Origin of the sequence: Methylophaga thalassica MP (genome assembly GCF_000214595.1) — a bacterium.
GTDB lineage: Bacteria > Pseudomonadota > Gammaproteobacteria > Nitrosococcales > Methylophagaceae > Methylophaga > Methylophaga thalassica.
Genome location: NZ_AFIG01000001.1, coordinates 1,012,389 through 1,026,154, shown reverse-complemented (window position 1 = coordinate 1,026,154; position 13,766 = coordinate 1,012,389). Strand labels below are relative to the sequence as shown.

Below are 13,766 nucleotides of genomic sequence, written 5' to 3'. Positions count from 1 at the left end.
AAAAGATTTCATGATCAAAGCCGATATATCAACTAGGAATAAATGGTTGAGGTAGATGCAACAGCATGGCTGAAGACAATAACGACATTATCGAAGAAGCGACTGATGAAAGCCCTAGTCCCGAACCGGAGCAAAGGTCAGAGCGCGATAACGAGAGTAAAGACAAAGGCGATAGCAAACAGAAGCCAAAATTACTTGGCCTATCGACATCGCTACTGATAAAAATCGGGATTGGTCTGGCAGCTTTATCGCTTATTGGTGGTTTAGCGGCTTTTTTTCTGATGGGTTCAAATGATACTGCTGAGGAAGCCGATCCTATGCTCATTGAAGACGGTGATGCCGTTTCGGAGTCAGATGTTACAGATCCTGTCTCTGCAGATAACGAGGAAGAAACAGCCTTACCTCCCGTTGATATCGATATGGAAAGTGACGAAGAAGAAAGTGTCACACTTCCCACCGTGGTAAAAAAACAAACCGATGAAAATGGCAATATTATCCCATCGGATAACCTGATCGATCCTCTGCCAGATGTCGATAATTCAATGGCGGCCACAGATACAGCGCCCGAGTCAGCTCCGACAGTCAATGATACATCAACGGGAACCGATGCCTCGCCCACTAACAGCTCAGGAACAAATACAGCAAGTACAGATACAACTTCGCCGGACAAATTGCTAAAAGAAGTCATGGCATTACAGCAGCAATTGAATAAACAACAATCGACAAACCAGGAGCTGATTAAACAAATCCAACAATTGTCGAATGAAAATAAACATCTCAAAAATGAAGATCTGACAGCCAGTGACTATGTTGCTCCTGAGACACCCTCATTTACTGATGATAAGCAAGCCGAGTCCAGCGGCGATAAACTTATTCAGTATCAGGAATACCGCTACAGTCAGCAGCATAAACTGGATATCGGACCACAGTGGGGAGAGGTTAAACCTGATCTGGGTAAGAACTGATCTCTTGCCACAAATCCAATAATTGTCGCGTGACTGTTTTGTAATCATTCGCTTGCGTAATAGCTGTAATCATCGCGACCGAGCCGACGCCAGTGGCCTTGAGTTGCTCTGCTCGTTCAAGGGTAATGCCGCCGATAGCCACAACTGGATAGTGACTTTTTAATAAATCGACCCATTGTTGTAAGCGCTCTATGCCCTGAGGAGAAAACGGCATCTGCTTACTGGTAGTTTCATAAATGGGCCCCAAAGCAATATAGCTTGGATTCACGGCAAGAGCTCGAGCAAGCTCCCAATAAGAGTGCGTAGAAATACCCAATCTCAGTCCTGCCTCAGCCAATGTTTTTAAATTGGCATCATGCAGATCTTCCTGCCCCAGATGCACACCATAGGCGCCTAATTCAATGGCTGTTTGCCAATGGTCATTGACAAAAAACTGTACCGATTTATCGTTTAAATAAGCTAGAGCGGATACGATTTGCTGTTTTGTCGACTCATCATCGGAATCTTTTACCCGCAGTTGGATGGTATGAATACCTTCATCAATAAGCTTTTCCACCCAGTCTGCGTTATCTACCACCGGATAAATACCTAATTCCGGGCAATTGGGGAAATTAAAGGTCTGCCCAATCAGTTCAGGCTGATAACAAAGCTTAGGAAAATCCACTAAGGCAATATCTTGCTGACTATGTCTGATGACCTGATACGGCCCAGCCTTTGCTGAAAGCCGTATGCCACGACTCACATAAGCCTTGGCAAGCACAACGGCATCACGGAGATCTTGTCCACAGGCAAGCTGTGAGGCCAATGCAGAAGCCAATACACAACCTGTGCCACGAACCTGGCTTACCGTTTTATCGTTATAAAGATAAAAATCCGCTAATTCAGATGAAAAATAATCTATTGCTAAGGCACTCTCAGCATGTCCCCCTTTAATCAAACACGCTGACACACCTTTTTGACGTAATGATTTCGCCCCTTCTTCCACACTGAGATTCGTTCGTGTCAACGCCGCCAACTCAGGCAGGTTTGGTGTGACTATGGTCACTAAGGGAATAATCTCATCACGGATGAACGCTTTCACCTCATCAGGTACGGTCACACCACCACTGGTACTCGCAAGCACCGGATCTAAAATGACTGGCCCGCTAAAATCCAACAGCATTTCTTTGATGTATTGTGCTGTGATGATATGTGGAATCAGCCCGATCTTTATCGCTTTGATATCAAAATCGTTAATACAGTTTTCATACTGCGCCATCATCTTTGATGGACTCACCAGACCCAACTCTGTCAGCCCTTGTGAACTCTGCTCCGTTAACGCAGTGATTAATGGCAAAGGGTGACAACCGTGATTCTGCACCGTCATGATATCAGCGCTAATACCAGCACAACCTTGCGGATCCAACCCTCCGATTAAAAGCACGGCAGGCTTTTGAACAGGATTATCCATGTTGTTGCCAGATTGGCTGATCTAAGGTCGGTGTACTGGGTTTGGCGTTATCACGTTTAGGCATCACCCCTGCTTCATAGGCCAAACGCCCCGCATTAATGGCATCCGCAAAAGCATAAGCCATTTTCTCTGGCTCCAGTGCTTCTGCGATTGCGGTATTGAGTAAAATACCGTCATAACCTAACTCCAAGGCCTGAACAGCATCAGAGGGTTTGCCTATCCCCGCATCAACCAATAAGGTAATGTTCGGTAAACGCTCCCTTAGCGTTTTTAATGCATAAGGATTCAGTAATCCCTGCCCACTGCCAATAGGAGCCCCCCAAGGCATCAAGACTTCACAGCCGAGTTCGACAAGCTTCTGACACAGCACTAAATCATCTGTACAGTAAGGGAACACTTTAAAACCGTCAGAAATCAATATTTTAGTGGCTTCAACCAAGGCAAACGGATCGGGTTGCAAGTTGTAACTGTCACCCAATACTTCTAATTTGACCCAGTCGGTATCAAATAGCTCTCTGGCCATATGTGCAGTGTTAACGGCTTCTTTTACACTGTAGCAACCTGCAGTATTCGGTAATAGGTGGCAGTTTAACGACTCTATCATTTGCCAGAACTGGCCACCGCTTTGTTTATCTGCTGATGTTTGTCGTCGTAATGACACGGTAATCACTTCCGCCTTTGACGCTTTGATGGCGTCCACCATCACTTTCGGCGAAGGATAGAGTGCAGTCCCAATAAAGAGCCGACTACTAAGCGTTTGCCCATACACTTGCCAATTGGATGCTTTCATCTCACCCTCCACTAATCGGAGACACGATATCGATGCGATCTCCCCCTTGAATGACCACATCCTGCCAGCGTGATTTCGCTACCATTTCATCATTAATGACAATGACAAAGCGGCCATTGAAATCTTGCTTATCTACAAATTCCGATACGGTCTGCTCGTGATTAATATCCAGCGGTTCCCCATTCAACTGAACCTGTAACATAAGGTTAGATGTCATATAACGCTCCAAACTTTATCTGTTCTTTATTCCCAGCCAGCACCTGACATAAATCATCAACGACAGCAGGTGCAAACAAATAACCATGCCGATAAAAACCATTAATGATGTAGCCCCAGTCAGTACGTTTTATGGTTGGCAGATTATCGGGAAGACCGGGTCGACAATGTGCCGCCATTTCCAGAATACGTGCTTCGGCAAAGCCTTTATGCAGGCTATACAAGGCCGACATTAACTCCAGGCCACTTCGGACAGTAAGCTGAGAACGATCATCACTTTCGATAACGGTCGCACCCAGTACATACTCATTATTTGGTCGTGGCGCCAGATAAAAAGGGTAACGTGGATGCATCAGCCGAATGGCATGCTTAAAGTCGACCTCAGGTGCCTGTACTCTTATCACTTCACCACGCACACTGCGTAATTCAGCTAAGTTCGCTCTCCCGCCATTACCACGGCAATCCAGTACCGCATCAAACTCATCTGCTGAGCGCTTTAAATAAGCTTGTGTCAAACGTTCGATTTCAATGTGATTTAATTCACCAATATCAGCGGTTTTCACCCACTCAGCATGCGTTTCAATAAACGTTGTCAGCTGTTTATATAGCTGACGATTATCAATACAGGACTCTTGCTCAAACAACAGGGCTTGCTCAAAACGCTCAGCAAGCTCTGGCTCACGTTCGGCCAGCGAGGTTTTATCAAGACGCTGAAAATCTCCTGCTTCCAGCACATGATTCGCTCGCTGCTCAAAACGCGCCATTTCAGCTTTATCCCCCTGATGAGCGACCACCAACGTGCCATGATTCTGATAAAAAACCGGTTCGTCTAATTCACTTAACCACTCCGGCCAAAGTGAATACGAACGAAGCCCGATTGTTTTCACCAAAGGCTCTGATGTCACCGCTTCGGTTGCCGGTGCGACCATAGATGCTGCAATGAAACCAGCACTGTCTGTGCCGGTTTTATCGTCTTTAGATAACAGGCTTACTCGATAGCCTGCCTGAATCAGACGCCAAGCTGTCAGGCGTCCGATCAGGCCACTACCGATGATGAGATAATGGCTCATCAAACTTGGCGATAAATTTTGCTGCCACCTTCCTTGAATTCCTGAGATTTCTCAGCAAAGGCGGCTTTCACATCATGCGAAATCTTCATTGAGCAGAACTTAGGTCCACACATTGAACAGAAATGCGCTACTTTCGCTTTTGGTTGCGGCAACGTTTCATCATGGTATTCACGGGCGGTGTCAGGGTCCAAACCAAGATTAAACTGATCTTCCCAGCGGAATTCAAAACGGGCTTTAGAAATCGCATCATCTCGAATTTGTGCACCAGGATGACCTTTACCTAAGTCCGCCGCATGGGCAGCAATTTTGTAAGTAATGATGCCGGTTTTCACATCATCTTTATTCGGCAAACCCAAATGTTCTTTGGGTGTGACATAACAGAGCATTGCGGTGCCAAACCAACCAATCATTGCCGCACCAATACCGGAAGTAATGTGGTCATAACCAGGTGCGATATCCGTCACCAATGGACCTAAGGTGTAGAACGGCGCTTCATGACACCATTCCAACTGCAGATCCATATTTTCTTTGATCTTGTGCATCGGCACATGACCCGGACCTTCGATCATGACTTGCACATCATGTTTCCAGGCAATGGTCGTCAACTCACCTAAGGTTTTTAATTCAGCAAGTTGGGCTTCATCATTGGCATCCGCCTGCGAGCCTGGACGTAAACCATCACCCAGTGAGAATGACACGTCATAAGCTTTCATGATTTCGCAGATATCTTCGAAATGCGTATAAAGGAAGCTTTCTTCATGATGCGCCAAACACCATGCCGCCATAATCGAACCACCACGCGAAACAATACCCGTTGTACGGTTTACCGTCAGTGGAATATGCGCCAGTCGAACACCGGCATGGATAGTGAAATAATCGACGCCCTGCTCAGCTTGTTCAATCAAGGTATCTCTGAACACTTCCCAGCTCAGGTCTTCAGCAACACCATTCACCTTTTCCAGTGCCTGATAAATCGGCACCGTGCCTACTGGTACAGGTGAGTTACGAATGATCCATTCTCGCGTCTGATGAATATGTTTACCGGTAGATAAATCCATAATGGTGTCACCGCCCCAGCGGGTACTCCACACCATTTTTTCGACTTCTTCTTCAATCGACGAAGTGGTCGCAGAGTTACCAATATTGGCATTAATTTTTACCAGAAAATTACGGCCAATGATCATCGGCTCGGTTTCTGGATGATTGATATTGGCAGGAATAATGGCACGACCTTCAGCCACTTCTTTTCGTACAAATTCGGCTGTAATGTAGTGCTCCATATTCTCAGGCAGCTCACCACGCTGCGCTAAGGCTTCGCGTCCCATACTTTCACGAATAGCAATGTATTCCATTTCTGGGGTAATGATGCCCTGACGTGCGTAATGCATTTGGCTGACATTTTTGCCCGCTTTTGCTTTACGAGGTAAACGACGGTGATTAAACAGTGGAATATCAAAATCCTGAGCATCTTGCTCACGGGTATATTCTGAACTGAACTGGGCTAACTGTTCAGTGTCATCCCGCTCATCGATCCAGGTTTGACGTATTAATGGCAGCCCTTTTTCGATATCAATGGTCGCTTTTGGATCGGTGTATAAACCCGAAGTGTCATACACAACAACAGGTTCGTTAGGAATAGCAGGAAAATCAGGATTGGCGTTGGGTGTATCCGTTAAATGAATCTGACGGAATGGCACCAGTAAATCGTCGCGGCTGCCTTTGATGTAAAACTTCTCACTCCCCGCCAATGGCTCAGTCGTAATGCCGCTACGGTCTTTAATGTTAATAACTTTATTGGATTGTGTAGACACGTCTCTTCCCCTAAATGAAAACCACGACGGGGAAGATGAGATCGTTGCGCGAAAGCGAACAAGAAGACAGACACCAATCGAAAATGGATCTCGAGTGTAAAACAGGTGTCCTGCTTGTTTCCTACGGAGGTTCTAGCCTCTTCAGGTTCAACGGGTTTCATCTCAGCCTTTCCGGATTATTCCGGGCGGGCACCCCGACAAGTGTTTCGCATGGTAAATCAAAAAGGATTTTTTGCACAAGCCTCATCTGGCACAATAGTGGCCAACTTTCACTTAAATCCGCAGGCAGCCGCACGCTCATGGCAAATAAAAATGACGATACCGATGAGGACGAATTTGCATTATTTCGCCAAGAAATGCGCGATGCTACCCGTATCCGCCAAAACCGTCTGATTCATAACAAACCCAAACCTGTTGCAAAAGCTATCCGGCAAAAAATTATTGATGATGAATATCAGGGTGAACCATTCTCTGATATGTTTTCTCCAGAAACCGTAGGCAACGAGGAATACCTCGAATACCGTGGCCCCGGTATTCAGCACAAACTATTCGGCAAGCTGCGTAATGGCAAGGTGCATATTGAAGCAGAATTAGACTTACACGGTATGACCATTGCCAAAGCCGAACCAACACTGTCCGAGTTTTTAGAGTTCTGCCAGCAGCAACAAATACGCTGCGTGCGTATCATCCATGGTAAAGGCTGGGGCTCACGCGATAACAAGCCTGTACTAAAGAGCAAACTCAATCACTGGTTAAGACAAAGTCAGATCGTGCTCGCATTTTGCAGTGCAACGGTAGATGATGGCGGCACAGGTGCGTTATATGTGCTCCTTAAAAGATTATTTCAGGAATAATGGCTGTTTTTATCGTTTAGGTTAGAGTTAATGAATCCAATACTGGTCAGTGTGTCCTTGCTGGTTTGTAGCAATATTTTTATGACGTTTGCCTGGTACGCTCACCTAAAAGAACTCAACAATAAACCCTGGATTATTGCCGCATTGATAAGCTGGGGAATCGCATTATTCGAATACTTATTACAAGTACCCGCCAACCGCATTGGCTTTACCGTACTCAATGTGGGCCAGTTAAAAATTCTTCAGGAAGTGATCACCTTAATGGTGTTTATTCCCTTTTCCGTGTTCTACCTGAAAGAACCCCTTAAACTCGACTATCTATGGGCAGGCCTGTGTTTAGTTGGTGCGGTTTATTTTGTGTTTCGAAGTAAACTGACCTAAGTTACCGTGGCAAAAAACGGTTAACACATATCAAGCACTCAATCTAAATCTGCCTGGCAGCTTTAGAGCATCATGCACGTCACGGTTGCTTAGCAACGGTGGTTTTTTGCATATTATTTGCGGTCACCACAAAGCAGGCTTGTTTGTTTTCAGTAAGATGCCGACACAAGGTTGTCGCTTCAGATTTTGCTGCGAAATTACCCAGCTGGAGGCGATAAAAATCCGGTTTTTCTGCATTTTCGACAGGTTCGGTAATCGTTGTCTCATATTTCTGAACGATAGCGGCTGATTTTTTTGTTAGCTGCGTTAATGCGATATCTACCTGCTGTCTTGACCTAAACGCCCCGACTTGTACACGGTAGACAGTAGTCATCACTGACTTTGGTTTTGTCTCTGGTTTTACTTGTGTAAGCTTGGCGGGTTCATCAAGCTTTTCTGATGACGGTTTTTCTCTTGCTTCTAACAACGAAGTGTCAACTGAAGATTGTTCTGCAAGAATCTGATTTTCTTTATTTTTTTCATCCACTTCATTCACTTCATTCACTAAATCCGGCAAACCAGGTGGTTTATCCGTTATCAAATGGTTGTCGCGATTAGTCAGCATTAAGGCATTGGCTTTTTCAATCTGACTGCGGCTTAACTCGGTTTTCAGTTGTGCCTGCTTCACAATCGCCTGAGGCTGATTTTGTTCACTGGCCAGACTAAACCAGGAATAGGCAGCGACTTTATCCTGTTTAACGCCTTCACCATTCAGTAACATTTCACCCAGTTGATATTGAGCCTGAGGATCCCCCTGTTTGGCTGCCTTTTCAAACCAATGAAAAGCCTTTTCTTTATGATGATTAATGGCTGTTTTTGCCATTTGTTTGTCTCTGAATGCCTTAGTTAAGGTATCAGCGTTCATCAATTCTTCTGCACTTAATCTGTCTCTTATGGCCATGCGGTCAATCATGGCTTGTTTGTGCTGTTTTTCGCTAGCTAACGTTAACCATGAATAGGCAGCGACTTTATCTTGTTTTACGCCCTGACCGTTTAATAACAAAATAGCTAACATCCACTGTGCTTCAGCGACATTGTTTTCTGCAGCTTGATGCCATGCCTGATAGGCGGTCTGAAAATCACCTTGTTTATAGGCAGCAATGCCATCCTGAATATCATCGGCAAACACGTCTACAGCGAACAGAGTAAAGAAAAACAGTAAAGCGAGAATCGACAGCCATTGTATATGCAGAGATATTTTCATTATTGTGCGAACCTTTTCAACGCGCTGATGATCATCGATAGCGTAAATACTTTTTCACGTACAGAGAAGACGTTATCATTTTAAAAACACTTTTTGATATAAAAACTTATGACACCTGAACAGCTTCAGCAATATCTTTATCAACACATTCCTTTATCGGCGGCCATGGAGGTCTCTGTTGATCATGTCAGCCATGATAAAGTCGTGCTAAGAGCCCCTCTAACACCGAATATTAATTATCATGAAACCGTGTTTGGCGGCAGCGCATCAACATTGGCGATTCTGTCTGCCTGGTCATTATTAAATACTCGGTTACATCAGGCTGCTATCGAGTCTACGCTCGTCATACAACGTAATACGATGGAGTATGAAAAACCAATTAGCGGTGAATTTACCGCCACAGCGCAACTTGAATCAACACAAGACTGGGCTAAATTTCTACGCCATTTTTCACGTATGGGTAAAGCACGGACAACGGTTATCTCCATTTTGCATTACGAACAGCAACGCGCTGGATTCTTTCGCGGTGAATTTGTTGCCTTGACCAAATAATCCATTTTCAACCATCAGCAGATAGATACAGTACAATCGTCGTCTTTTTATTCACCCAGCGACGTATAAAACAGAAATTATCATGGCTGACGCAAGATCTATTGGCATATTCGACTCTGGTATTGGTGGCTTACCGATCGCTAAACAAGTCCGCTCTTTTATGCCAAATGAGAACCTTATCTACCTTGCGGATACCTTACATGCCCCCTATGGCGAGAAAACAGAAGCATATATTCTGGAGCGTTCGCTCAAAATTACTGACTATCTATTACAACGTAAGGTAAAAGCCATTGTTGTCGCCTGTAATACTGCCACTCTTGTCAGTATCAAAGCCTTACGTGAACGCTACCCTATTCCTTTTATTGGCGTAGAACCAGGCTTAAGACCGGCGGCTTTAAATACAAAAACTGGCGTGATTGGTGTACTGGCCACAGCAAAAACCCTGACCAGTCAATCGTTTCATGATCTTGCTCAACGCGTTGCCATGGGCGCAAAGGTCGAAATTCAGCCTTGCCCAGACTTAGTGTTATTAGTAGAGGCCTTAAAGCTAAGTTATGAAGAAGCTTCCGCTACAGTACATGCGTATGTACAGCCGTTACTGGATAAAGGCGCCGATACCATTATTCTCGGTTGTACACATTTCACTCACCTCAAAACGGTGATCCAAAAAGTGGTTGGAGAAACCGTCAATGTCATCAGTACGGAAGAAGCCGTCGCCCGAGAAGTCAACAGACGACTTCAGCAAGAGAATTTACTCTCTGCTCAGCAGACACCTGGCTCGACCTTATTGTTAACTAACAGTGAGCGAAGCAGATTCAAGCAGCAAGTTGACACTCTTTGGGGCAAAGCCGCTATTGATACTTTCTGAACCTTTGGCCTTAAAGCTCTGGCAACGTTAGATCCGTAAAAACGGTTTCAGCTTTCGTTGTCATAAAGACCTGGGCATCATATTGCTCGACAAAACAAGCGTTTAAGGTGACATCTTCATAAAGCCAATAGATAAACCCACCCTGTTCAACGCGCCGACGCCAGTTATAACGGCATTGCACCCAGCCATCACCTAATTGAGAAATCAGCCTGGGATCGGATTGAGCTGTTTTATATTCCAGTGTTTTGTTAGGCAAGGAAATACGGAAGCGGTCAATAATAAAATCCACTTGTTCATGGACAAGGTACTGAATCCGTTTCCCTTCAATATCATCACCGTGCTGATCAAGCAGAACTTGATTATCTAGCATCCGCTCCGCAGGGGGAATATGGACAAGATATCGGTCCGGTAAGCTCATTCGCTGCTGTTGATATTGCTTACTTTGCTGACTTTTATCCCACTGCTTCACAATGGTTTGAACGATTAACATGGGCATTTTAAGTATTTTTGAACAAATCCATCTCTGTTAGATGCCCTTTCTGACCATGCGGTTCAGAACGCAAATACTGAGCAGGGGCTTCAACCTTACCGTCCAGCTCAGCCGCAGCCTGCCAAGCCCAGTGAGGGTTATATAAAATACCTCTCGCCATAGCGATGGCATCCGCTCGTTCATCAGCCAATATTTGTTCAGCTTGATGTGGTTCAGTAATCAAGCCAACAGCAATCACTGGCATCGATATATACGGCTTAATCGCTTCAGCCAGTGACACCTGATAACCTGCTTCGACGGGTATTTCTTGCTGTGGTGATAAACCTCCACTACTCACATGCAAGTAATGACAATTGAGCTTGTCCAGTTCAATAGCCAGTGTCGTGCTCTGCTCAACATCCCAACCACCAGGAACCCAGTCGGTCGCTGAGATTCTAACACCGACAACTATGTTCTCGGGAACACAGGCGCGTACAGCGCTAAAGACATCCAGAGTCAGACGCATTCTGTTTTCCAGACTGCCACCAAACTCATCCTGCCGTTGATTGCTCAAGGGCGATAAAAACTCATGTAATAAATAACCATGAGCAGCATGAACTTCAATGACCTCAAATCCCAGGTCTGCAGCACGTTTTGCAGCCTCAACAAACTGTTGCACAATAGCGGCAATATCACGCTGACTGGCAGCGAGAGGAACAGGTCCATCTTCATGAAAAGGCAATGCCGACGGAGCAATGACTTGCCAACCGTTCTTATCCTCAGGCGATATCGGTGCCCCGCCATGCCATGGTTTTTGTGTGGAAGCTTTCCTGCCAGCATGGGCCAGTTGGATACCCATAGGAATATTTGAATATTTTCTAATGGCAGTAAGCGTCTTCGCTAAGGCAGACGCTGTAGTGTCATCCCATAAACCTAAATCACCGTAGGTTATTCGACCCTCAGCGCAAACGGCTGCGGCTTCAAGGATAAGCAATCCGGCACCAGATAAAGCCAATTGCCCTAAGTGGATAGTGTGCCAATCCTGGGCTTGTCCATCCTCGGCTGAATACTGACACATCGGTGCGATGATCAATCGATTCTTCAATTTCAATGGTCCGATGTCGATCGGCGAAAATAACAAACTCACTCCACGTTCCTCATAAATCTATTACAACACGCCAAAACTAAGGTTGTTCTTGTACGGATGTATCATGCAAACTTCTTGGCCAGGCGGTTATCAGCGCTTTTAATAAAGTCGCCAGCGGAATGGCAAAGAACACGCCCCATACTCCCCATATTCCGCCAAAAAATAGTACGGCAAGAATGATAGAAACAGGATGCAAATTGACGGCTTCAGAAAACAAAATCGGCACCAACACATTGCCATCAAGCGCCTGGATAATGCCATAAGCAATCAGGATATAGGCAAACTGTTCTGTGAGGCCAAACTGAAAACCTGCTACCGCAGCAACAGGTAGTGTGGCCACAGCGGCGCCAATAAATGGAATTAACACAGAGAAGCCAACTAAAACGGCCAACAGCGCAGTGTATTGCAAGCCAAAGAATGTGAAAGTAGCGTAGCTGACACCACCAACGATGATAATTTCAACCACTTTGCCACGCACATAATTGGCAATCTGATCGTCCATTTCATTCCAGATACGGTTCATCAAACCTCGTTTTTCTGGCATGAAAGACAGCACAAAATTCACTAGTTTTTCCCGATCTTTCAGCATAAAAAAGACAAGAATGGGCACTAACACTAGATAAATAATTAAGCCAATCACATTTCCCAGTGAGGCAATAGACAAAGAAACAGCCCGTTGACCATAGACTGTGAATTGTTTTGCGGTGCTGGAAATCCAGCTTTGTATCTCATCAGGTTTGATTAAGTTCGGGTAATGGGTATGCAGGTTCATCAACCAGTCTTCACCATTTGACAGCATTTTTGGTGTTTCCTGGACCAAATTAACCAGCTGATTCCATAATAATGGCATTAATAAAAAGCCCATGGCTAACATCAAGCTGACAAATCCAAGAAAGACAATGGCCACCGCTACCATATTGGGCACGCGGCGTCGGGTCAGCATATTCACTACACCTTGTAATAAAAACGCGATGACCAGTGCAGTAAAAAACGGCGCCAGCATTCCGCCCAGCCAGATTACAACGGCAAAACCGAGTACTAATACAATCAGCAGTATGACGGCTTCTTCATCAGAGAAATAACGTTCTGTCCATTTGCGTAGAATTGATCGCAGTGTCATTAGCCTGTTTATCCTCAGCTGTAATTGATTGGCAACGCTGATATTCTGTCACATCCCATCTGTCTATGCTGATAAGAAATTACCAATAACAGTGTGAATGCTTTTATCGTAAACGAAGGAGTCGGAATGAAAAGCTTAGGGAACAATATCTGGTATGTTGATGGCGATAGTGTGCCTTTTTATACCCTTCCTTACACCACACGTATGGTGATCGTTCGCTTAAGTGATAATACCTTATGGATTCACAGCCCAATCAAACTCACACCGGAGTTAGCGACGCAAATCGACGCTCTCGGTGAAGTACATTTTTTAATTGCACCCAATAAGTTACACCATCTGTTTCTGAAAGACTGGCAACAACATTACCCTTCAGCAGCCATTTTTGGTACAGAACAAGTCGCTGAAAAACGATCAGATATCAAATTTAACGGTATCCTCAGTTCTGATTTCATACCGCCCTGGCAAGACAATATACAACAGCGCCTATTTACTGGTTCAAAAGCGATGCAGGAATGTGTGTTTTTTCATCGTGAGAGTAGAACACTGATCGTTACTGATTTGGTCGAAAACTTCCCGGCAGATGCCTTCCCACCCTTCAAACGTTTTCTGGCAAAAATAAGTGGCATACTTGCCCCAAACGGCAAAATGCCCATCGACTGGCGCCTCAGTTTTAACAAAAATATTGCCAGAGAACACATACAACACATTATTGGTTGGCAACCTGAAAAAATTGTAATGGCACATGGTTTAATTATTGATGACCATGCCGTGTCCTTTTTAGAAAAGGCATTTAGCTGGGTAAAACTGTCACGAAGTAAAGAGTGAGCAAG

15 protein-coding genes and 1 riboswitch are annotated in these 13,766 nt (G+C 45.0%); of the genes, 6 read left to right on the top strand and 9 right to left on the bottom strand.

What is annotated here, in order from left to right:
* The first annotated feature begins 65 nt into the window (after positions 1 to 65).
* Positions 66 to 965 carry a hypothetical protein gene (locus MAMP_RS04895; RefSeq protein WP_007144880.1) on the top strand — a complete coding sequence of 300 codons (900 nt, stop codon included), beginning with the start codon at positions 66 to 68 and terminating at the stop codon, positions 963 to 965.
* On the opposite strand, the gene thiE is transcribed toward MAMP_RS04895, so the two are convergent.
* The 5 genes from thiE to thiC are packed head-to-tail and all read right to left on the bottom strand — an operon-like array spanning position 940 to position 6,302.
* A complete protein-coding gene (gene thiE, locus MAMP_RS04890; protein WP_007144879.1) occupies positions 940 to 2,415 on the bottom strand; it encodes a thiamine phosphate synthase in 1,476 nt (491 codons plus the stop codon). The two genes, MAMP_RS04895 and thiE, sit on opposite strands and share 26 nt — an antisense overlap.
* Positions 2,408 to 3,205, bottom strand: a complete 798-nt coding sequence (locus tag MAMP_RS04885; RefSeq protein ID WP_007144878.1) for a thiazole synthase — start codon at positions 3,203 to 3,205, stop codon at positions 2,408 to 2,410. Before MAMP_RS04885 ends, thiE begins: the two co-directional genes overlap by 8 nt.
* Before the next feature lies 1 nt (position 3,206).
* Positions 3,207 to 3,422 carry a sulfur carrier protein ThiS gene (gene thiS / locus MAMP_RS04880; RefSeq protein ID WP_139031831.1) on the bottom strand — a complete coding sequence of 72 codons (216 nt, stop codon included), beginning with the start codon at positions 3,420 to 3,422 and terminating at the stop codon, positions 3,207 to 3,209.
* Entirely contained in the window at positions 3,412 to 4,491 is a 1,080-nt protein-coding gene (locus tag MAMP_RS04875; protein ID WP_007144876.1) for an FAD-dependent oxidoreductase, read from the bottom strand. The genes thiS and MAMP_RS04875 overlap by 11 nt, the downstream gene beginning before the upstream one ends.
* Positions 4,491 to 6,302, bottom strand: a complete 1,812-nt coding sequence (gene thiC / locus MAMP_RS04870) for a phosphomethylpyrimidine synthase ThiC (RefSeq protein WP_007144875.1) — start codon at positions 6,300 to 6,302, stop codon at positions 4,491 to 4,493. Before thiC ends, MAMP_RS04875 begins: the two co-directional genes overlap by 1 nt.
* 101 nt (positions 6,303 to 6,403) lie before the next feature.
* Positions 6,404 to 6,509: riboswitch (TPP riboswitch) on the bottom strand.
* A 92-nt stretch (positions 6,510 to 6,601) separates the two neighbouring features.
* On the opposite strand from thiC, the gene MAMP_RS04865 reads away from it, so the two are divergent.
* Together MAMP_RS04865 and MAMP_RS04860 are read left to right on the top strand one after the other, a co-directional pair.
* Entirely contained in the window at positions 6,602 to 7,156 is a 555-nt protein-coding gene (locus MAMP_RS04865) for a Smr/MutS family protein (protein ID WP_007144874.1), read from the top strand.
* A 30-nt stretch (positions 7,157 to 7,186) separates the two neighbouring features.
* Positions 7,187 to 7,537 (top strand): DMT family protein, encoded by a 351-nt coding sequence (locus MAMP_RS04860; protein ID WP_007144873.1) that lies wholly within the window; start codon positions 7,187 to 7,189, stop codon positions 7,535 to 7,537.
* Between the two features lie 79 nt (positions 7,538 to 7,616).
* Here the strand turns inward: MAMP_RS04860 and MAMP_RS15645 are convergent, their stop codons facing one another.
* Positions 7,617 to 8,780 (bottom strand): SPOR domain-containing protein, encoded by a 1,164-nt coding sequence (locus MAMP_RS15645; RefSeq protein WP_007144872.1) that lies wholly within the window; start codon positions 8,778 to 8,780, stop codon positions 7,617 to 7,619.
* Positions 8,781 to 8,888: 108 nt separating this feature from the next.
* On the opposite strand from MAMP_RS15645, the gene MAMP_RS04850 reads away from it, so the two are divergent.
* Positions 8,889 to 9,332 (top strand): YiiD C-terminal domain-containing protein, encoded by a 444-nt coding sequence (locus MAMP_RS04850; protein ID WP_007144871.1) that lies wholly within the window; start codon positions 8,889 to 8,891, stop codon positions 9,330 to 9,332.
* A gap of 82 nt (positions 9,333 to 9,414) precedes the next feature.
* Positions 9,415 to 10,200, top strand: a complete 786-nt coding sequence (murI, locus tag MAMP_RS04845; protein WP_007144870.1) for a glutamate racemase — start codon at positions 9,415 to 9,417, stop codon at positions 10,198 to 10,200.
* Positions 10,201 to 10,210: 10 nt separating this feature from the next.
* On the opposite strand, the gene MAMP_RS04840 is transcribed toward murI, so the two are convergent.
* The 3 genes from MAMP_RS04840 to MAMP_RS04830 are packed head-to-tail and all read right to left on the bottom strand — an operon-like array spanning position 10,211 to position 12,936.
* Entirely contained in the window at positions 10,211 to 10,696 is a 486-nt protein-coding gene (locus MAMP_RS04840) for a hypothetical protein (protein ID WP_050797518.1), read from the bottom strand.
* A gap of 1 nt (position 10,697) precedes the next feature.
* Positions 10,698 to 11,816, bottom strand: coding sequence for an NADH:flavin oxidoreductase/NADH oxidase (locus MAMP_RS04835; protein WP_007144868.1), 1,119 nt, complete (start codon positions 11,814 to 11,816; stop codon positions 10,698 to 10,700).
* A 37-nt stretch (positions 11,817 to 11,853) separates the two neighbouring features.
* The gene (locus MAMP_RS04830; RefSeq protein ID WP_007144867.1) at positions 11,854 to 12,936 is read right to left on the bottom strand and encodes an AI-2E family transporter; all 1,083 of its coding nucleotides are present in this window, start codon (positions 12,934 to 12,936) and stop codon (positions 11,854 to 11,856) included.
* Positions 12,937 to 13,062: 126 nt separating this feature from the next.
* Here MAMP_RS04830 and MAMP_RS04825 point away from each other — a divergent pair, with 126 nt between their 5' ends.
* Positions 13,063 to 13,761, top strand: coding sequence for a DUF4336 domain-containing protein (locus MAMP_RS04825; protein ID WP_007144866.1), 699 nt, complete (start codon positions 13,063 to 13,065; stop codon positions 13,759 to 13,761).
* Positions 13,762 to 13,766: the final 5 nt, after the last annotated feature.